The 18,178-nt window shown below is 34.0% G+C and carries 24 protein-coding genes; 19 read left to right on the top strand and 5 right to left on the bottom strand.

Translation table 11 applies throughout. The features are described from left to right. Window positions 1-7: 7 nt before the first annotated feature. From CBP76_RS07100 to CBP76_RS07045, 12 genes are read left to right on the top strand one after another with little or no spacing between them, the layout of a single operon-like run. Complete coding sequence (locus CBP76_RS07100; protein ID WP_166667216.1) at window positions 8-865, top strand: phage tail domain-containing protein; 858 nt, start codon at window positions 8-10, stop codon at window positions 863-865. Beyond that, window positions 862-3,093, top strand: coding sequence for a phage tail protein (locus CBP76_RS07095; RefSeq protein ID WP_102196241.1), 2,232 nt, complete (start codon window positions 862-864; stop codon window positions 3,091-3,093). The genes CBP76_RS07100 and CBP76_RS07095 overlap by 4 nt, the downstream gene beginning before the upstream one ends. Continuing rightward, on the top strand, window positions 3,093-3,440 hold the full coding sequence (locus tag CBP76_RS07090) for a hypothetical protein (RefSeq protein ID WP_102196240.1): 348 nt from the start codon (window positions 3,093-3,095) through the stop codon (window positions 3,438-3,440). The genes CBP76_RS07095 and CBP76_RS07090 overlap by 1 nt, the downstream gene beginning before the upstream one ends. 4 nt (window positions 3,441-3,444) lie before the next feature. Then, window positions 3,445-4,122 (top strand): hypothetical protein, encoded by a 678-nt coding sequence (locus CBP76_RS07085; protein WP_102196239.1) that lies wholly within the window; start codon window positions 3,445-3,447, stop codon window positions 4,120-4,122. Window positions 4,123-4,126: 4 nt separating this feature from the next. After that, window positions 4,127-5,167, top strand: coding sequence for a BppU family phage baseplate upper protein (locus CBP76_RS07080; protein ID WP_102196238.1), 1,041 nt, complete (start codon window positions 4,127-4,129; stop codon window positions 5,165-5,167). Beyond that, a complete protein-coding gene (locus tag CBP76_RS07075; protein ID WP_102196237.1) occupies window positions 5,164-5,433 on the top strand; it encodes a hypothetical protein in 270 nt (89 codons plus the stop codon). Before CBP76_RS07080 ends, CBP76_RS07075 begins: the two co-directional genes overlap by 4 nt. A 12-nt stretch (window positions 5,434-5,445) precedes the next feature. Further along, entirely contained in the window at window positions 5,446-6,693 is a 1,248-nt protein-coding gene (locus CBP76_RS07070; RefSeq protein WP_102196236.1) for a hypothetical protein, read from the top strand. 11 nt (window positions 6,694-6,704) lie between these two features. Further along, on the top strand, window positions 6,705-7,136 hold the full coding sequence (locus CBP76_RS07065) for a hypothetical protein (protein ID WP_102196235.1): 432 nt from the start codon (window positions 6,705-6,707) through the stop codon (window positions 7,134-7,136). A 14-nt stretch (window positions 7,137-7,150) separates the two neighbouring features. Next, on the top strand, window positions 7,151-7,291 hold the full coding sequence (locus CBP76_RS07060; RefSeq protein WP_102196234.1) for an XkdX family protein: 141 nt from the start codon (window positions 7,151-7,153) through the stop codon (window positions 7,289-7,291). A gap of 36 nt (window positions 7,292-7,327) precedes the next feature. Next, the gene (locus tag CBP76_RS07055; protein WP_102196233.1) at window positions 7,328-7,729 is read left to right on the top strand and encodes a phage holin family protein; all 402 of its coding nucleotides are present in this window, start codon (window positions 7,328-7,330) and stop codon (window positions 7,727-7,729) included. Continuing rightward, a complete protein-coding gene (locus CBP76_RS07050; protein ID WP_102196232.1) occupies window positions 7,726-8,019 on the top strand; it encodes a phage holin in 294 nt (97 codons plus the stop codon). Before CBP76_RS07055 ends, CBP76_RS07050 begins: the two co-directional genes overlap by 4 nt. A gap of 1 nt (window position 8,020) precedes the next feature. Then, window positions 8,021-9,052, top strand: a complete 1,032-nt coding sequence (locus tag CBP76_RS07045) for a GH25 family lysozyme (protein ID WP_102196231.1) — start codon at window positions 8,021-8,023, stop codon at window positions 9,050-9,052. A gap of 594 nt (window positions 9,053-9,646) precedes the next feature. On the opposite strand, the gene CBP76_RS07040 is transcribed toward CBP76_RS07045, so the two are convergent. Continuing rightward, window positions 9,647-10,138 (bottom strand): hypothetical protein, encoded by a 492-nt coding sequence (locus CBP76_RS07040; RefSeq protein WP_102196230.1) that lies wholly within the window; start codon window positions 10,136-10,138, stop codon window positions 9,647-9,649. A gap of 221 nt (window positions 10,139-10,359) precedes the next feature. Here CBP76_RS07040 and CBP76_RS07035 point away from each other — a divergent pair, with 221 nt between their 5' ends. Both CBP76_RS07035 and CBP76_RS07030 read left to right on the top strand, forming a co-directional pair. Then, on the top strand, window positions 10,360-10,854 hold the full coding sequence (locus CBP76_RS07035) for a TetR/AcrR family transcriptional regulator (RefSeq protein WP_102196229.1): 495 nt from the start codon (window positions 10,360-10,362) through the stop codon (window positions 10,852-10,854). A gap of 294 nt (window positions 10,855-11,148) precedes the next feature. Further along, window positions 11,149-11,715: a GNAT family N-acetyltransferase gene (locus CBP76_RS07030; protein WP_102196228.1), complete on the top strand. Its 567-nt coding sequence runs from the start codon at window positions 11,149-11,151 to the stop codon at window positions 11,713-11,715. Between the two features lie 33 nt (window positions 11,716-11,748). On the opposite strand, the gene CBP76_RS07025 is transcribed toward CBP76_RS07030, so the two are convergent. Further along, window positions 11,749-12,297, bottom strand: coding sequence for a hypothetical protein (locus CBP76_RS07025; RefSeq protein ID WP_102196227.1), 549 nt, complete (start codon window positions 12,295-12,297; stop codon window positions 11,749-11,751). A 3-nt stretch (window positions 12,298-12,300) separates the two neighbouring features. Continuing rightward, on the bottom strand, window positions 12,301-13,179 hold the full coding sequence (locus CBP76_RS07020) for a Cof-type HAD-IIB family hydrolase (protein ID WP_102196226.1): 879 nt from the start codon (window positions 13,177-13,179) through the stop codon (window positions 12,301-12,303). An 83-nt stretch (window positions 13,180-13,262) separates the two neighbouring features. On the opposite strand from CBP76_RS07020, the gene CBP76_RS07015 reads away from it, so the two are divergent. From CBP76_RS07015 to CBP76_RS07000, 4 genes are read left to right on the top strand one after another with little or no spacing between them, the layout of a single operon-like run. Next, the gene (locus tag CBP76_RS07015) at window positions 13,263-13,958 is read left to right on the top strand and encodes a uracil-DNA glycosylase (RefSeq protein WP_102196225.1); all 696 of its coding nucleotides are present in this window, start codon (window positions 13,263-13,265) and stop codon (window positions 13,956-13,958) included. Continuing rightward, window positions 13,958-14,926, top strand: a complete 969-nt coding sequence (gene pta, locus CBP76_RS07010) for a phosphate acetyltransferase (protein WP_102196224.1) — start codon at window positions 13,958-13,960, stop codon at window positions 14,924-14,926. The genes CBP76_RS07015 and pta overlap by 1 nt, the downstream gene beginning before the upstream one ends. Window positions 14,927-14,941: 15 nt before the next feature. Continuing rightward, on the top strand, window positions 14,942-15,403 hold the full coding sequence (gene tsaE, locus CBP76_RS07005) for a tRNA (adenosine(37)-N6)-threonylcarbamoyltransferase complex ATPase subunit type 1 TsaE (protein WP_102196223.1): 462 nt from the start codon (window positions 14,942-14,944) through the stop codon (window positions 15,401-15,403). Further along, window positions 15,400-15,864, top strand: a complete 465-nt coding sequence (locus tag CBP76_RS07000) for a GNAT family N-acetyltransferase (RefSeq protein ID WP_102196222.1) — start codon at window positions 15,400-15,402, stop codon at window positions 15,862-15,864. The genes tsaE and CBP76_RS07000 overlap by 4 nt, the downstream gene beginning before the upstream one ends. On the opposite strand, the gene CBP76_RS06995 is transcribed toward CBP76_RS07000, so the two are convergent. Both CBP76_RS06995 and CBP76_RS06990 read right to left on the bottom strand, forming a co-directional pair. After that, complete coding sequence (locus tag CBP76_RS06995; RefSeq protein WP_102196221.1) at window positions 15,861-16,397, bottom strand: 3'-5' exonuclease; 537 nt, start codon at window positions 16,395-16,397, stop codon at window positions 15,861-15,863. The two genes, CBP76_RS07000 and CBP76_RS06995, sit on opposite strands and share 4 nt — an antisense overlap. Window positions 16,398-16,400: 3 nt before the next feature. Further along, window positions 16,401-17,162, bottom strand: a complete 762-nt coding sequence (locus CBP76_RS06990; RefSeq protein ID WP_102196220.1) for an exodeoxyribonuclease III — start codon at window positions 17,160-17,162, stop codon at window positions 16,401-16,403. Between the two features lie 112 nt (window positions 17,163-17,274). On the opposite strand from CBP76_RS06990, the gene murB reads away from it, so the two are divergent. Beyond that, window positions 17,275-18,174, top strand: coding sequence for a UDP-N-acetylmuramate dehydrogenase (gene murB / locus CBP76_RS06985; protein ID WP_102196219.1), 900 nt, complete (start codon window positions 17,275-17,277; stop codon window positions 18,172-18,174). The last annotated feature ends 4 nt before the right edge of the window (window positions 18,175-18,178 follow it).

The following is an 18,178-nucleotide window of genomic DNA, read 5'->3' as shown; positions in this document are numbered from 1 at the left end:
GATAGTCTTGGCTATTTTAACCAATGGAAAATATCGAGTTAACACGCTTTTATTAAAACCAAATAACGAAGAAGAATTTGCAATCCAAGATTATCATGGGTTGCATTTTTTAGATTTAAAGATAAGTTCACCACAGACTCAAACTACTTTTATAAGTAATAGTGGAATTGATGGGCAACAGCAACAAGGTCCAATTCTTTATGGTGCTAGAACAGCAACGGCTAATTTTTATTTAGAGGTTATTGATGAAGTAGATTTTGAAACTAAATGTCATGAACTTTATAACAAGTTTTTCCACAGACAGTTAACGAGAGTACGTCAGACTAATGATATAGCCAGATGTTTTTATGGAATTGCCAAACCATTTGATATAACTCATATAAGTTACCTAGATAAAACTTTTAGCGTTGAGTTTGATATTCCCAGTGCCTATCTATATTCGGTTATACGAAGCAGTGATTTTCCTGTGGATATTAAAAAGAACCCTTATGTCTTGAGTAATAATTTGAATCTTCCTTTTGAAGATCTAAATTACACGCAACATGAGGGTTCTTTTAAAATATTCAATCCCAGTGATTTTGATATTCAACCTTATGAACAGAATCACGAGCTGAATATTAGGCTCAAAGGGAACGGAAATCCTACGTTAATCAATAAAGATACAGGATATTCGTTTAGTTATAACAAACAACTGATTGAATCAGACACATTGATATTAAAAGGAGTACATCCATTCTTAAATGGAAATCCATGTGAAATTGATACGAATCATGGTTCAATTATTCTTCAAAAAGGTTGGAATAATTTCAGTTTGACTGGCTTTACTGGAACTGCTTCCTTTGATTTTCCATTTATTTATCTATGATTTATCATTTACCAAAATTACAGGTTGGTGATCGTAAAGGCCAGTACAGAGAAACACTAACTTGTATAACTCATGATTCAGTCAGTAAGAATGAGGAAATCAATCAAACATTACAGATAGACTTTACAGCTAGAAACGATGGTAGTATTGGCTACCAATTACTTCAGAATGAAAATTATATTTATTTTGAGGGACAACAGTATCAAATAAAACAAGCCGATAAGGATGATGAGGCATATGACAATAAACGAACAGTTTCAGCAACCCACATTTGGTTTGATTGTCAGCATGTTTGGCAATATGACAAGCTTAAAGGAACGAAGAAATTATCTGCATCCGATCTGATGAGTTTTGTCTTTGATCAAAACTCACTAGGTACTAAAGGTTTTACCTGGTCAGTTGAAAATAGTACCGATACTGCCACTTTTACCGATTATGGAGAAAAGAGCGGTATGGATTGTATTAAGGATTGTATTGAGAAGTTCAATCTGGTTGTAATTGCTGATAATAAGAATCTCAAGTTGATTCCTATGGATAATTTTCAACATAAGACTAATAAGGCCTTCAAATATATTCATGACACGCCAACATTTAAAGTAACTATTGATACAACTGATTTACAAAATATTGCCCGTGTATATGGAAAAACAGATGCACCAGTTACATCAGTTATTGGTACTGCTATTGGAACGATTAATACAATGGATACTTCAGGAGCTCCAGTCGTGACTGATCCTGATAAACCTACCAATGTTGTTCAATATCTTCCAAATGGTACCAAGTGGGTTATGGATTCAAAAATGACCGCTAATAGTGAAGTATGGTATCGAGTATCTACAGACGGATGGGTTAACGAAAAGTATGTCACTTTTGAAAAGGGTGGAGATATTAAACCAGAAAACCACATTATTACGGAAGTATTAGGTCAAGGAACCATTAAGGCCGCTGATGAAAAACAGACAAGTGATGGTGATAATACAGATATTTTACCAATTGGTAATGCAAGTGGAACTATTAGCACCATGGATTCAGATGGTGCACCTGTATACAGTGAACCAGGTAATACTAATGTCATTGATCATTTAACAAATGGTAGTAGTTGGGTTACAACGTCTAAACAAGTTATTGATGGGACAACTTATTATCGAATAGCTACTAATGAGTGGGTTTCTAGTAAGTATTTAACTTTTGATAAAACTGGCAATGTTAAACCTGAAGATCATACGATTAAGCGTGTTACTGGACAGGGTACCGTTAAAAAATCTGAAAAATCATCATCTTCAGATTCAGAAAATGATAGTTCAAATGATTCAAGTAAGGATAACCTGGTTTATGTCTATGATTCTCCATTTACTCCACAATCAAAGACAGGAAGAACTTTAAATCCTGGTGATCAATATAAGATTAGCAGCGAAGTATCTGGTGGTGCTCAAGATAAAGGCTGGTATCAAGTAGGTACTAATGAATGGGTAGAATCAGATAGCTTTGATTTTACTAATTCAACCGATGTAGCTGTTTCTGAAGATGACTCTGCACCAACCGAAGTAACCATATATGATTCTCCATTTTCCGATCATAAAGAGGTCGGTAGAAAACTTCCTAATGGTTCAAGATGGAAAATTAACGGAGAAGTAACTGAAGGTGCAAATGGTAAAACTTGGTATCGTGTTGGAGTTAATGAATGGGTTTCCTCCGACAATTTTGACTTTACGGCAGATAATGATGTTGAACCAAGTGAGGTTAAGGATAGCGATGATAGTGATTCTAATGACGATCATTCTAAGGATTATTTTCAGCCATTTATTATTCGTGATGAAAAGTCTATTCAAGAGTGGGGTGAATTACCTGGTGCTCCGATTACTAATGAAGATATTGAAGATCCGGTTGAGATGAGAAAGTATGCTCTATCTCAGATGAAAACCGAACCTGAAGTTCAAATATCTTTGACATATACAGGTTCTGACAAATTTAAACTAGGCGATATGGTTTATTGTGATATCCCGGCAGAAAACTTCACAACTTGGGTTACAGTTACGGCAGTTAAATATAATCCTTTGTCTTATCAAAGAATTTATGAATTGAGTTTAAATTCTACACCTCAGACTCTGACCGATTATATCCTGTCAGAAAATAAATCGTTGATGGATGCAAGACAGAATGCTGCTATGTCGTTATCTAATGGAGCAATTGCTAGTCCGTGGTTGTCTATGAAAGTGGGGGAAGTTTAATGACTCAAATCAGAATGATGGTTGATCCAAATACTGGGAAAAGATTTTATGTTAAAACCCATGTGTTGGGAATAGATGGGCTACAACAATACGTGGATGATAGAGTCGCCCTTAAAGACGACTCTAATAAAAACTACGCAAAATATATAGAAGATTTGAATTTAATTGATAATTCAGGTCTTTTTTATTTTGATCAGGATACGAAAAATAAACCTTCAAATATCGAAAAAGGATATTTGAGGGCTATTTTTATGGACTCTAAAAATGGAGTCATTGAGGTTACCGCTACTAATAATTATTTTGAAATAGTAGATGGGCAACTATCTGATATAAAAGAAAGGGGTTGAGATATTGAATCTAACAGATGATGTAATTGCGACAGAGTTTCCAAGTATGAAAAAGTTAGTAACACCAGATGGAAAGAAAGTTGTAATGACTTTTAAGAACGGTCAAAGTGTTGTGATTGGAGTCGAACAACCTGATGGATCATATGATTCAGAAGTATATCAATTCTCAGATGTTGATGACAATTTGGTATTCCCAGATAATCCCGAATTTCCTGAATTTTTATCACAGCTTAAATTAGATCAATTTGACGGTGTTGCCAATTCCAACGCTAGGGATGACTATAACAACAATATCAAACATATTGAAAACACGGTCAATGGTCTAGTCGATTATTCAATTGAGCAAAAGGGCTACTTTGATAAATTGAAAGGTTCTTTCGGTGATATTAAGAATCTGATTATGAAGCATGTAGCAATTATTGTAGCTAAATACATGCACGATAATGTCGAGACAAAGTATTACACAAAAGCCGATGTAGATGGGAAATTGAAGTATCTTCAACAACAAATCAACAACCTGAACAATGCTGTTGAATACAAGCCAGATAGCAGCAGTCTTAATAGTGTATTTCCACCTTCATACACAGGAGATAAACAAGTGGATATTAACGATGAAATTCAAGATGCAAATATCGAGAATAAGATTGATTCACTTAATGACATTGACGAGAAAGGAGAATAAATAAATGACAGAAGTTAATACAGATCAATCAGCAGCTAATACTAATCAAGAACCCAATATTCCTGAGTTACATGTACCGGTTGGCTCTGATTACAGAACACTCAAGACAGATATTCCACTTGAACAACCAATGATTTTTTATCTTGATGGTTCGAAAACATTCTATCTCCCATATGAGGATACGGATGATGAGCATATCCATAATTTGCCACAAGGTGTTATTGATACTTTAACCAACAAGAGAATTTTTCAAGAAATCAATATCCGCCAAGGACAGTCGGGGATGTTCAAATCACCAATTCTTTTCCTAACTAAAGATGGTCCCGTAGATATGTCCAATGTATTAATTAGATTTGAGGGAAATGATTCTTCTGGGGCCGAAATCTACGACGATGAAGGATTTAATCGAGTACAAGCGAATACTGGTAGAATCACCTGGTCTCCACAATCAGAAGTTGCTCAAAGTCCTGGTTACTTCAAGAATGCACATTTTGTCATTGAATCTATGGATAGAACTAAGATTTATACCACACTGGACTTTTCAGTTAATGTGATTGCTAATGATATAGCATATCCACGAGCAATGGCCTTTTATGTATCTGAGTATCAACGGGCGCTTTTCCATATCAAAGAAATGCAGACATCAGCTGATCATCAATTAAGTTATTTGTTGAATTCATATGCTGCCATCATTGCCGATAATCTAGCACAAATTCGTCAAAAGATGAAAGAAGCATTAGATCAGCTTGATACTGATTTAAAAAATGGTAATGACAAGGTAGACAGTTTTATTAGTGTTTCTAAAGCTAAGCTAGATGAACTAAATACTGGGTTAACCGATTCGCAGGCTAAAATGAATGCTTTGGAGAAACAGATTACTGATGATGGACTAGTGACAAAGGCGGATTTATACGTTGACGTTCAGATGGGAATCAATAACGGGCAAATTGATGTAAATGTAAATGATTCCATTTTAGATTCGGCTGTATCATCAAAAATCGACCTTCTAACAGGTTTATTGGAAGGGGGTAATGGAGAACAATGAGTGATTTAACTAGAGTTGCTAAACTTCAAACATTAACGCCAATTGGTATTAAATATAGAAATTCTTCAGGAACATATGTCAAAGTGCCGTTTGATAAGACGGATAACTATTTAGATGCTTCATTAGCATTTTTAACGGCTGATAGTGCTAAAACAGTTATTCAAAATCAAATCAGTACTTTGGATACAAATGACAAGATTGAAGATGCTACTGTATCAGACAAAATAACTGCTTTGACGAATACATTACAAGTGGACAATAAATAGGAGGTAAATTAAATGGCAGATAATGCTTTAACAAAAGTTGCTCGTATTGCCTCAAATGCAGCTCAAGGGGCAATGTATAAGGATGCTAAAGGAAATATTCAAATTATTAAACCCGCGGGTGACTCGAACTATATGGATTTTACTAATTTTTTAACTAGCACAAATGGTACAGGTGGTAACACTGGTGGAACTACTGATCCAAATCACCCAGCTGCCGGTGCGGATTATTATGCTGGTAGCCTAGCCGATGGTGAAATCACAGAACGCTACTTGCTATATCAACGTGATGAAAGTGTAGCGGAACAAACGGAATCTCAAACAGTAACTTTATTACGTGACGTAGGTACTCGCTTCAACATGGCGGGCGATGGCGCTACGTTCCTTATTCATGTCCAAAAAACGGCTATGAATGCTGGCGCTAAAGGCGATGTAACCGATATTCAATTGAATTATGATCCTAATAACGTGGCTAAAGATGGATATTTCACAACAACCTCACTATATCCTATTTATATCAAAGCATCCGATCTAGCTACTAAAAAAACGTTAGCAATTCCAATCAATGGTATTGGTGAAAACCTATCAGGTAAAAATGTCAAAGCCCCTCAACTAAATGTTACCTTCAATGGCAATGGGACTATGACTTTCGAGAGTGTTACCGGTTATGATAATGATGGCAGTTCTGCTGGTGCTACAGGTGCTAACTACGATGTTGTGGTCGATGTAATTGCTACATTTTCAGTTCAGCCAGCTGTAGCACAGTTGCCAGCTTCCATTAACTTTTTTACAGGTAATGCAAGTGGCGACATTGCTTTATCAGGGGCAAGTAACTTTTTTGAAAATACAATGGATGGTATTGAAATTACATTAGATGATTATATTTATTTTTATAACCCTTATTTGTTATCACCAGTTTATAGAATTAAAAGCTCTAATTTTATTTTATCCAATATATTTAAAATATCTAAAGAGAAATTGATAGATGAAATAAATATTAATATTATTCTGAAACCATTTCTTGAATCTACCAGTAAAACGACTATTCCTTATGAGCAAAATAATGGTAATAGCGGGAGTGTTATTTGGGGGAAAGCTACAGATAATAATTATAATTTCAAAGGGATAACAAAATCCAATATTATTATTGGCAAATCTAGTTTGAATAGTGATTTTGAAGTTACATTCAACGATACTACATCACCTAAACCAACATCTATCTTTAAATGGAATGTTTTAAAAATTTCACCATACAAAAATTAAGGAGGTAGAATATGAAAATAGCAGTCCAATTAGACGATAATAAAAATATCATTGGTACAGTAACAACTAATGAATTAGGTGCAGAATTACAAGTTAAATTATTTAAAGATAAAGGTTGGACACTAGTTGATAGTGATCCGACCTTTTCTATTGATAATAAATATCAATGGACAGTTCGAGAATCAGACAACAAGCTGGTTCATGTATCAACTGGTAAAACACCTGATGAAGAAACTAAAGATGCAATTACATCACTGACACAGCAAAACTTGGATGGTAAGTTGACTGATGCACAGGTTCAATCAGCAATCACATCATTAACTAAACAGAACTTGCAACTAACTCAAGATAACGTTAGTTTCAAATCAGCAATTACATCATTAACTCAGCAGATTGCTGATCTTAAAACGTCAAATACATCAACGGAAACAACTACTAAATAGGAGGAATTAAAATTATGATCGGATTATTAAAAATGGAATTTGGTTGGGGTACACTCAAGGCTACTGACATCGTAGGTTATGTTCCTATGATTATTTCGACCGATGATTATAAAGACATCACAGGTCAAGAATATCAAGAAAACAAAGAAGGCTAGCCGTTTGGCTAGTCTTTTTTTTAGGGAGATGAATATATGTATGGAGTGCCACAGCCACATGTTGGTTTAGTGGAATGGTGGATAGCAGCATCTAAATTAGCTGAAAATGCTTGGTTTATAACTTTTATAACCGTTATTTTAGTTGATCTGGCTACAGGTTTTACGAAAGGATTTTTTAAAAGTTCTAACACAAAAGTCAATTCAACTATCGGTAGAGAGGGATTGATTAAGCATACTGTAATAGCTGGTATAGCAACTATCTTTTATCCATTAGTTGACTGTTGGGGATTGGCTTCATTAGCCAATCTTTTTTTAATGTTCTTCATTGGTCAATATGGGATTTCAATTGTTGAGAATTTGGGTGCTATGGGAATACCACTTCCAAGATGGGTAACGGATAGTTTAGAAAAACTTAGAGATAGGGGTAATGAAAATTGAAAAATAAATTAACTTTGGATACACATTCAGCAGTCTGGTGGGTTTCCACATTATCACTTGTAGGAGTATTGGTACAACAAGTTGGGCATTTATTTGGCTGGGAAATTACAGGAGAAGAATTAAATCAAGCTATGGGAATTGTTAATACGGTGCTAACGATTGCCGGTTCGTTGGGTTTGGTTTATGACACGTCGAAAGATAAAACTAACGAGTCTAATACGGTTCAATCTGATTTGACCGAAGTTAAAACACCAACATATCAAAATCCTACTAATTTAAGGAGAAACTAATATGACTAAATATTTTGCGGACGTATCCAGCTTTCAACGTGACGATTTAGGCTTCTTTCAGGGGTTAGTTAATGCTGGCGTGTCTGGTATTATGATCAAGACTACCCAAGGTAGTGTTGACGGTGATAATTATTTAAATCCTAAGTCATTAAATCAAACAAAAAACGCTTTAGCAGCTGGAATGAATGTTGGTTTCTATCATTATTTCTTAGCAACAAGCGTTACAGACGCTATCAATGAAGCAAAATTCTTCGAGCAGTCAGTAATTAAACTTGGTTTTGGAAAGGATACACCACTATGTGTTGATGTTGAAGATCCATCATTGGATACCAATAATGTAGGAAGTTATGTCGATACTTTTATTAATTACCTTGAAACACAAGGCTATACAAATGTATTTCAATATAGCATGGCTAGTTGGTTCAACCAAGGTATCTTAAATGCTAATAAGTACCCGACTTGGGTAGCTAGTTACGGATCAAGCGATTGTGGAGCAAGAGGTAACATTGTCGCTTGGCAGTACACATCAAGTTGGGGAGGTGGTTCTCAAGATATGAGTTATGACTGGGGAATCTTTGATAAAACCAAAGAGTCAGCTAAAACTGAAGCAACCACGCAACCTATAGTTGAACCTGAAAAACCAAAAGTAGAAAATGTTATCAAGCTGACGGAACAAACACATCTAGTGGATAGATTAGGTATTGAACGACCTGAAATGTATGAGGCAAGTTCAACTTGGAAGAGTTCAGATATTGTTATGATCAATAATGAACCACATTACCAAATTGCTACCGATATCTTTGTTCCAATTTCAAAGACCACATTTAAGGATTTTATTATCGTTAAATATGTGGACGATTCACCTGCACCCGTCTTTGATTCAAAAGGAAACAGGGTGCAGAATGCGTCTGTCAGCACTGGTAAATCTTTTAAAACCACTGGATTCAAAGTTATCAATGATATTCCGATGGCTAAAATTGCAACTGATGAATACATTCCATTTGAATACACATCGGGATCAAAATTTGAATAGAAGCAGAAATGTTGTGAAATATACGGAAAGAAGTTAACTTTAAATTAAGCTTAATAATTACTTTTGTAATATTAAGTTTGCCTTTCTAAATTATTAGTATCTTACTAAACACAAAAATACCCATCATCTATTAATTTAGGTGGTGGGCTTTTTTGTGCTATTTAAACCGTTGATGTAATCGCAATCTGACAAGATTCACAGAAGTTATCAAACTATAAATATCTTGTAACTTATGGTTCTGGTTTCTTATTAGTATTTTTGATAGTAATGGTAGTTTTAATTTGGAATGTTAATAAGATACATAGAAATGATTTGAATAATATGTATAAAGAATTACATAGAAGAGAGATGAAGAAAATAGATCATAAATTTAAAGATAAATAAATTTTGATAAAAGGCTAATCAGTATATTTCACTGATTAGCCTTTTATGGTTATCTAACTTATAACTAACTGATTTCAAAATGGGGCACCTTTAGAGCACTTTTACCTATTTCAGCCCTATATAATAGGAAGAAACTACCCCGATCACCGGTATTATAGAATTAAGATAATTAAAAGGCTTTGGACAACGTCCAGAGCCTTTTTTGTAGTTTTAATCAATGCTACCGATATTATCCGTCAATAAGGAGATAGCTTTAATTTCAGAGTATTTAGAATTAAGACCAAAATTTATCTTATTTTGATCAATTTTAGTTCGACCATTTAGGAATCCCTGAATGGTAATATAGTTATTTCTTTTAATTCCTTGGATAGAATATACGGTGGTAAAAAAATATTGATTACTAGTTTTTATGGGGGTCAATAATAATGAATATGATTGATCGTTATTTTTTATGAGGCTCTTGATATAAAAATTTTCGAGGGTAACGTTCATAAATAAAATACTATTTGAATACTGGTCCATTGATACTACATCTAATTTATCATTGATGCTAGGATATCTCTTATTGGGTTTTAATTTATTCTTTGTCTTTTTTGCTTGTATTTCCAGTGTAGAGACGTTTTTTAATGGATTGTGACTATTAATTGAAGATATCATAAGCAACGTTAAACTGGTTAAAAAAGCTGTTCTCTTTCGATTCATAATTGTCCTCCCTAATAAATAATTATAATTCGGCTTGTTGTTTAATAAGTAGAGAAAAGCGTACTTAAATATTAATATTTAATAAATTTATATTTGTGTAGATTAGTAGGTGATACAAAAAATTAAATGTAAGAAGTTTCGGAAAATCATATCTATATTTTCAATCATTTGATAATATTATCGAGCAATAAAATATTATCAAATAAAAGGGAAATAAGACCATGAATCTAATAAAGAAGCACTTAATTGAAGTAGCTTATCAGGAGCTTTCAGAACATAGGGTAGAGAAATTCACTTTAACTAAGTTAGCAAAACTTGCCGATGTAAGTAGAAATACCATTTACAATAATTTTGTATGTCTTGATTATATTTATAAAGGAATATTAGAGGAAATCATTGTGAAAGAGATTTCTGAAGGTTGTAATTCATCTGATGAATTGTTAATAAATATTGTAGAATATATAAGCAAACATAGAGTTCTATGTATGAATCTTTATTATCATACGATGGTTATTCTGAAAGTGAGTGATATAATACGTTTCATTAATAATTGGTTTTCAAGCTACAATGAAAATCAGATGTCTGAAAATAAATATATGTCGGGTTGCTTTATCATTATTTTGAGAGATTGGTTTGATAGTGATCTTAAGGCAGATGATAAAGCAATTGTTGCCGAACTTTTGGATTATAATAAGGTTTTAAAGAGAGTAGGTTGAGCAATTTTTTGAAAGTGATCAATTGAAGACATTTTCTGAAAAATGACAATTCTAATCTTATGGAAAATTGTTTAAGCTATAAAAGTAGCGTAACGAATGGTCTTGAGAAACCCTTCTAAAAAAGTTTGCTACATAAAATTAAGAAAATAGGAGCTATTACGGCCAATAATTTTATGTACTAAAATTAAGCAATGATTCTGGACAATCATTGCTTTTTCTTTTTTCAAAACTATAATTTTTCCCACGTTTGAGATTATTTATAAATCATGTATTATATATACTTGAGGTGAAAAAATGTTTAGATATGCAAAAGAAGATGATGCAGATCAGATATTGCCTATTTTATTCCAAATTTTCGATGAAATGGAATTGGATGTATTTAAAGAAGTAGGCGACGAAAAAATGACTGAGGTTATTAAGGAAGGTTTCTTCCAACCTGGTTATCGTTATGGTCTGGGAAATATTCTCGTAAATGAGATTGATGGAAAAGTAGTAGCAATCATGGTTGGCTATCCTGAAGAGCTTGAAGACCATATTGATGAACCGTTGATCAAAATTATGCACAAACATGGTATTAAAGAAAAAAATTTGTTTGGTGACAAGGAAGCTTGGCCCGGTGAATGGTATTTGGACTCCTTTGCAGTTGCTCCTGAATATCAAGGCAAGGGAATTGGTACCAAAACAATGGAACAGTTCATCGACGTGATTCGTGACCGTGGCGAGAAGATATTAAGTCTTAACGTTGATGTTAATAATGAACCGGCTAAACATGTCTATGAAAAGACTGGTTTTAAAAAGGTTGGTCAATTATATATTGGTAGTCATTTGTATGATCATATGCAATACGATTTGACCAAATAAAAATGCCTGAAGAATTATTTCTTCAAGCATTTTTTAGTCACATTTATTTTTGAAGTTATTCAAATAGGACATTTTAGACTTCATTCCCAAATTATCTAAATCAGCTTTTGGTGCTAATGTAGGTAACTTGATATATTTATCCAAAAAAATTGCTAGTAAAGTTCCCATTGGGCCATCATCAAGGTTATCAAAGTGTAATTCAAGACCTGGCTGTCCCTGGCTTAGGATAGTGGGTTGAACTTTTAGAATTTCTTTGCCAGATTTAATAACATGATAATCAGAGGTCACTAAATTACCAATGACGCTCCAGTTGATTTGACTTAAATAAACAAATTTCAAATCAATCATGGGAAGGGCGTTGATAGCAGCTTTTTCTTCACCGTTTATTTTTATGGAGTAGATTTTCAAAAAATTATTTTTTAATGTTATTTCACCAATCAACGTGTTTAAACGATTATATAGTTTAATCAAAAAAGGATTGTCCTTATCACGTGATGCAATAAAAATTGTTTCTTTGCTTTGATTTGCAATAACGAGAATATTACCGACTGCCAAATCTGCTTTTCGAATATAAAGTTCCATAGATTATTCCTGTAACTGAGATTCTGCGACAGTTTTCTCAATAATTTGAGCAACGCCATCGTTAATATTACTGTCAGTGGAGATTTGAGCTAACTCTTTAATAGCAGGAATGGCATTTGCCATGGCTACTCCGACACCGGCATCTCTTATCATTGAGTAATCATTAAGATTATCGCCAATTGCCATAATTTCTTCTGGTAAAATATTCTTGTTTTGGGCATATTGTAGTAAGGCAATTCCTTTTTGAGCATTCACACTATTTATTTCAACGTTATTAGGTGAAGAAGATGTTACAACAACATCTTTGATATTTTTGGTAATATCTTTTTTTAGAGGGGCAAGGATTCTGTGTTGGTGTTCATTAAATCCAATTAACTTCATGATTTTATATGTTTTTTTGTTAAAAATATCATCATAATTATCAACAAAATTCATGGGCATCATCTTGACACGTTCTTGTGTATCTTTTAAAGCCTGTTTATAGGTAGTCCCAGGATTTAGTTTGACTAATAAGTTGGCCAAATTGGTAACACGCTTTTCCCTATCATTTGAAAAAATACCCTTGTCTGTTATGACCTCAAAATAGACATTATATTTATTAAAGTACTCTACGACTTTATCTTGGGCATCTTCAGAAATAGGATTGCTAGAAATTAGCTTTTCGTTGCTATCGAAGACCTCAGCCCCGTTTAAGGTAATGAAGCCTGGATGAACATGGTTTCTTAAAAAAGGTTTAGCCTCTCCGAGACCACGACCAGTAGCGATTAAAAATTCAATTCCAGCTTTCTCAGCTTCTTTGATTGCCTGAATGTTACGTTTAGAAACCTCCATTTTTTCGTTTAATAATGTACCATCCATGTCGGATGCGATTAATTTAATCATAAAGTTTCCTCCGAATGCGTTATGCTATATGTGAATGTTACCATATCTTTAGTAATTATATATCAAAACAGGTAGGTGTAAATTTGAAAACCTTAATAAATAATGATTGGCAAGATGTTTTAAACAGTGAGTTTGATAAGCCTTACTATGAAACTTTACGAGAATTCCTTGTTAATGAATATAATACACAAACTATTTATCCAGAAATGCATAAGATTTATCAGGCTTTTGATTGGACTCCCTTTTCTAAAACAAAGGTGGTTATTTTAGGGCAAGATCCTTATCATGAACCAAATCAAGCAATTGGTTGTAGTTTTGCCGTTGCTCCTGGAATAACAATTCCACCGTCATTAAGGAATATATATAAGGAATTACAGGATGATTTGGGATGTACTCCAGTAAATCATGGTTATTTAAAGTCTTGGGCAACACAGGGGGTCTTGTTATTGAACTCTGTTTTAACCGTTAGACGTGGTCAAGCCAATTCTCATAAAGGAAAAGGTTGGGAACAACTGACGGATTATGCAATTAAGGCCTTATCAGATCGAGGGAAAGTTGTTTTTATTCTTTGGGGAAATTCTGCCAAAAGTAAAATTCCTTTGATTGATCAAACTAAGAATACAATTATTTCTTCAACGCATCCTAGTCCGTTTGCTGCTAGATATGGTTTCTTCGGATCTAAACCATTTTCTAAAGCAAATGAAGCGCTTTTAAACTATAATGAAGAAGAAATCAATTGGCAATTACCAGAATCTGCCGATGAAACGGAGGAAAAGTAATGGATTTATTTGAAAGCCTTAAAAGTAAAATTGATGGAAAGAATTTAACTATTGTATTCCCTGAGGGAGAGGAACCTAGGATTTTGGGAGCCGCCGCTCGATTAGCTAAAGAAAATATTCTTAAACCAATTTTGATTGGTAATCAAGTTGAAATCGAAAAGATCTCTACAAAAAAGTCTTTCGATATTTCAAAAATTGAAATTATCGATCCTAAGAACTATTCAGAGTTTGATTTGATGGTTGAAAAGTTTGTTGAACGCCGTAAAGGAAAAAACACTAAAGAACAAGCTGAAAAAATGCTTTTAGATAATAACTACTTTGGAACAATGTTAGTTTATATGGATAAAGCTGATGGAATGGTTTCGGGTGCAATCCATTCAACCGGTGATACTGTTCGTCCAGCTTTACAAATTGTTAAAACAGCTCCTGGTAATTCTCGTATTAGTGGTTCATTCATTATGCAAAAGGGTGAACAACGTTATATGTTTGCTGATTGTGCAATTAATATAAATCCTAATGCACAAGAATTGGCTGAAATTGCTGTGCAAACGGCTCATGATGCAAAACTATTTGATATTGACCCTAAGGTTGCTATGCTTAGTTTTTCAACTAAGGGTAGTGCTAAGAGTGATGAGGTTACAAAGGTTTCTGAGGCGACTAAAATTGCTAAGGAGTTGGCACCTGAATTGGATTTGGATGGTGAATTGCAGTTTGATGCTGCGTTTGTTCCATCCGTTGGTGCCCAAAAGGCTCCTGGTTCAAAGGTTGCCGGACATGCAAATGTCTTTGTTTTTCCTGAATTGCAGTCAGCTAATATTGGTTATAAAATTGCTCAAAGATTTGGTGGTTTTGAGGCTATCGGACCTATCTTACAAGGGCTTGCTAAACCGATTTCTGATTTATCACGTGGTTGTAATGAAGAAGATGTCTACAAGTCAGCAATTCTAACCGCAGCTTTAGCACTATAGAATTAAGGAGAAATTATGCCTGAATATCAATTAACGACTCATTCATATGAGGATACTGAAAAATTAGGTGAGAAATTATCTGATTTATTAAAAATTGGGGATGTTATTGTACTTAACGGCGATCTTGGAGTTGGTAAAACCACTCTAACACGTGGCTTAGCCCGTGGTCTAGGTATTAAGAGAAATGTTAAAAGTCCTACTTTTACTTTGATTAGGGAGTATAAGGATGGGAGAGTACCGCTATATCATATGGATGCTTATCGACTTGAAAGTAGCCCAGATGAGGACTTGGGATTTGATGAATATTTTAACGGTCAGGGTATTACCATTGTTGAGTGGCCTCAATTTATCAAGGACGAAATTCCGAAAGAACATTTGTCTATTAATATTAAACGTTTGTCGGATACAGACCGTCAGGTTATCTTCAAAACCCATGGAACTAAATTTAATAAGCGTGGATTTGAGGAATTAGTATGAGTCAACAATTAAGTTTGCGTGAGGCAATCCCTAGCGATGCTGATAATTTATTAGTTTTTTTAAAAAAGGCTAGTGAACAAAGTAGCTTTATTTCTTATGAGGATTTGAATACCATTACCAAAACAGATGAAGAAGTTTCTCTTGATGAAATTTATCAATCTGAATTTGATGAATTGATTTTAGCAATTTTTGACGAACAAATAATCGGTTATTGTCGTTTAGAAAATATTGATAACTCAAAGGCTGAGTTTGGTGTAGTAGTTGAAAGGGACTTTTGGAATAATGGAATTGCCTCCTACTTATTGGAGGATGCCTTGGATTGGGCACAACATTCGCAATTGAATGAGGTTGTTTTAGAAGTTTATGAAAACAATTCGGCTGCAATCCATGTCTATCAAAAATATGGGTTTGAACTTGAATTGAAAAATAAAAAAACTCTTAAAATGAAAAAGATGGTTTAGCTTGTTAGCTTAACCATCTTTTTTATTTGTTCTGTTCCAAATTCTTGTTCTGTTTTTATAAGTATTTCAGCACAGGCAACACTATCGGCCAAAGCATTATGATGATTTTTTAAGTCAATATTAAGTGCCTCTGAAACCGTATTTAGTTTATGGTTAGGAAATTGTGGGAAAAACTTGCGGCTGGTACGCAGGGTATCAATAGTTAAATACTTTGGTGCCATTATCCCATAATTTGTCAGAGTATTCTTCAGAACACTATTATCAAAACTGGCATTATGAGCTGCTACTAAGTGACTGTTATCAAATAATGATTGAATATGGGGCCAGACTTGGTCAAAAGTTGGAGCATCAGCAACGTCTTGAGGTCTGATATGATGAATTTGAATATTTCTAGGGCTAAAGTATTCCTGAGGGTTAATTAATGTGTAGAAATTGTCAACAATCTGGCTGTCACGCACTAAAACTAGGGCCAAGGAACAGGCACTAGATCGACTGCCATTGGCAGTTTCAAAATCCATTGAAACAAAATTCATTGATTATTCTCCTTTAATATTAAGATCTAACTCAATTGGACAATGATCAGATCCGTAAATGTCATTTAAAATATCTGCCTTATCAATTAAATCTTTACCGTTATCGGAGACAACAAAATAGTCAATTCTCCATCCAGCATTATTTTGTCGGGCATTAAAGCGGTAGCTCCACCAAGAGTATTTAATCTCAGCGGGATGAAGAGATCTGAAACTATCGATGAAACCACTATTTAATAATTCTGTAAATTTATTACGTTCTTGATCAGAGAAACCAGGATTCTTATGATTAGTCTTAGGATTCTTTAAATCGATTTCCTCATGGGCTACATTTAAATCACCGCAAAGAATAACTGGTTTATCAGATGATAATCTTAGCATATATGTTCTTAATTTATCGTCATAACGCATACGATAATCGATTCTCTTTAATTTGGGTTGGGAATTGGGAGTATAACTATTGATTAAGAAAAAGTCAGGAAATTCTAAAGTGATTGTTCGTCCTTCATCATCGAATTCTTCAATCCCTAAGCCTTCTTTAATATTGAGGGGTTCTTGCTTGGTAAAGATTGCAGTTCCAGAATATCCTTTTTTCTTGGCATAAAAGAAGTATTGATGGTATCCAGATAGATCTAAATCAATTTGTCCGTCTTGAAGTTTTGTTTCTTGAATACTAAAAATATCGGCATCTAATTGTTTAAAAGTTTCAATAAAATCCTTTTTAACTACAGCACGCAATCCATTAACATTCCAAGATATAAGTTTCATAAAATCACCTCTAAATAATTATAGCATTTTTGTAATACCAGTTAGTTCGTTATGCACCTAACTATGTGATAAAATTAAACGTAAGTCTTAGTAATTCAAAGGATGATGAATATTGAAATTTCCAGTTGAAAAATTACCTAATATTGAATTTAAATTAAATGAACCTTTAAGTAAATATACATTCACCAAAACCGGAGGGCCAGCTGATGTTTTGGCATTCCCTAAAACACGTGAAGAATTAGTAGAAATAGTTGACACCGCTAGAGTTAATCAAATTCCGATTACTATTATTGGTAATGCCAGCAACTTAATTATTAAGGATGGCGGCATCCAAGGAATTGTTATTATTTTACCTAATTTTCATAAAATTGAAGTTTCTGAAACCAAGGTTACAGCAGAGGCTGGAGCTACAATTATTAATACTACAATTGCTGCTCAAAAGGCGGGTTTGACTGGCATTGAGTTTGCAGCTGGAATACCTGGATCAGTTGGTGGAGCAGTCTTTATGAACGCTGGTGCTTATGGTGGCGAAATTAAAGATGTTTTTGAATCGGCCGAGGTATTATTACCTGATGGTCATATTACGACTCTAACTCATGATGATATGGAGTTTAGTTATCGTCATAGCACAGTTCAAGATGATGGTGGCATCGTTATAAGCGCTACGTTTGCTTTAAAACGTGGAAATAAAGAGACAATTCAAGAGGAAATGGATCGTTTGAATGAATTACGGCGTTCTAAACAACCTCTTGAGTATCCATCATGTGGTAGTGTATTTAAACGTCCCAAAGGACATTTTACTGGTCCCTTGATTATCAAGGCTGGTTTGCAAGGAAAAATAATCGGTGGAGCCCAAGTTTCTATGAAGCATGCTGGTTTCATTGTTAATATTAAACACGCAACAGCAACTGACTATTTGAACTTGATTCATTTAATCCAGAAGACTGTTAAAGAAAAGTTTGATGTTGAACTTCATACTGAGGTTCGTATTATCGGAGAAAATAAAAAATAAATGA

Origin of the sequence: Companilactobacillus nuruki (assembly GCF_002872255.1) — a bacterium.
Taxonomy (GTDB): Bacteria; Bacillota; Bacilli; order Lactobacillales; family Lactobacillaceae; genus Companilactobacillus; species Companilactobacillus nuruki.
Note: the sequence above shows the minus strand (reverse complement) of the source record. Positions and strands in the feature narration are given on the sequence as shown.

Coding starts and splice junctions, on each gene's coding strand:
- CBP76_RS07075 (WP_102196237.1), top strand. CDS start 5,164: ATGAGTGATTTAACTAGAGTTGCTAAACTTCAAACATTAACGCCAATT.
- CBP76_RS07025 (WP_102196227.1), bottom strand. CDS start 12,297: ATGGAACTTTATATTCGAAAAGCAGATTTGGCAGTCGGTAATATTCTC.
- CBP76_RS07060 (WP_102196234.1), top strand. CDS start 7,151: ATGATCGGATTATTAAAAATGGAATTTGGTTGGGGTACACTCAAGGCT.
- CBP76_RS06990 (WP_102196220.1), bottom strand. CDS start 17,162: ATGAAACTTATATCTTGGAATGTTAATGGATTGCGTGCTGTAGTTAAA.
- CBP76_RS07030 (WP_102196228.1), top strand. CDS start 11,149: ATGTTTAGATATGCAAAAGAAGATGATGCAGATCAGATATTGCCTATT.
- CBP76_RS07000 (WP_102196222.1), top strand. CDS start 15,400: ATGAGTCAACAATTAAGTTTGCGTGAGGCAATCCCTAGCGATGCTGAT.
- CBP76_RS07080 (WP_102196238.1), top strand. CDS start 4,127: ATGACAGAAGTTAATACAGATCAATCAGCAGCTAATACTAATCAAGAA.
- CBP76_RS07020 (WP_102196226.1), bottom strand. CDS start 13,179: ATGATTAAATTAATCGCATCCGACATGGATGGTACATTATTAAACGAA.
- tsaE (WP_102196223.1), top strand. CDS start 14,942: ATGCCTGAATATCAATTAACGACTCATTCATATGAGGATACTGAAAAA.
- CBP76_RS07065 (WP_102196235.1), top strand. CDS start 6,705: ATGAAAATAGCAGTCCAATTAGACGATAATAAAAATATCATTGGTACA.
- CBP76_RS07070 (WP_102196236.1), top strand. CDS start 5,446: ATGGCAGATAATGCTTTAACAAAAGTTGCTCGTATTGCCTCAAATGCA.
- pta (WP_102196224.1), top strand. CDS start 13,958: ATGGATTTATTTGAAAGCCTTAAAAGTAAAATTGATGGAAAGAATTTA.
- CBP76_RS06995 (WP_102196221.1), bottom strand. CDS start 16,397: ATGAATTTTGTTTCAATGGATTTTGAAACTGCCAATGGCAGTCGATCT.
- CBP76_RS07095 (WP_102196241.1), top strand. CDS start 862: ATGATTTATCATTTACCAAAATTACAGGTTGGTGATCGTAAAGGCCAG.
- CBP76_RS07090 (WP_102196240.1), top strand. CDS start 3,093: ATGACTCAAATCAGAATGATGGTTGATCCAAATACTGGGAAAAGATTT.
- CBP76_RS07035 (WP_102196229.1), top strand. CDS start 10,360: ATGAATCTAATAAAGAAGCACTTAATTGAAGTAGCTTATCAGGAGCTT.
- CBP76_RS07040 (WP_102196230.1), bottom strand. CDS start 10,138: ATGAATCGAAAGAGAACAGCTTTTTTAACCAGTTTAACGTTGCTTATG.
- CBP76_RS07055 (WP_102196233.1), top strand. CDS start 7,328: ATGTATGGAGTGCCACAGCCACATGTTGGTTTAGTGGAATGGTGGATA.
- CBP76_RS07045 (WP_102196231.1), top strand. CDS start 8,021: ATGACTAAATATTTTGCGGACGTATCCAGCTTTCAACGTGACGATTTA.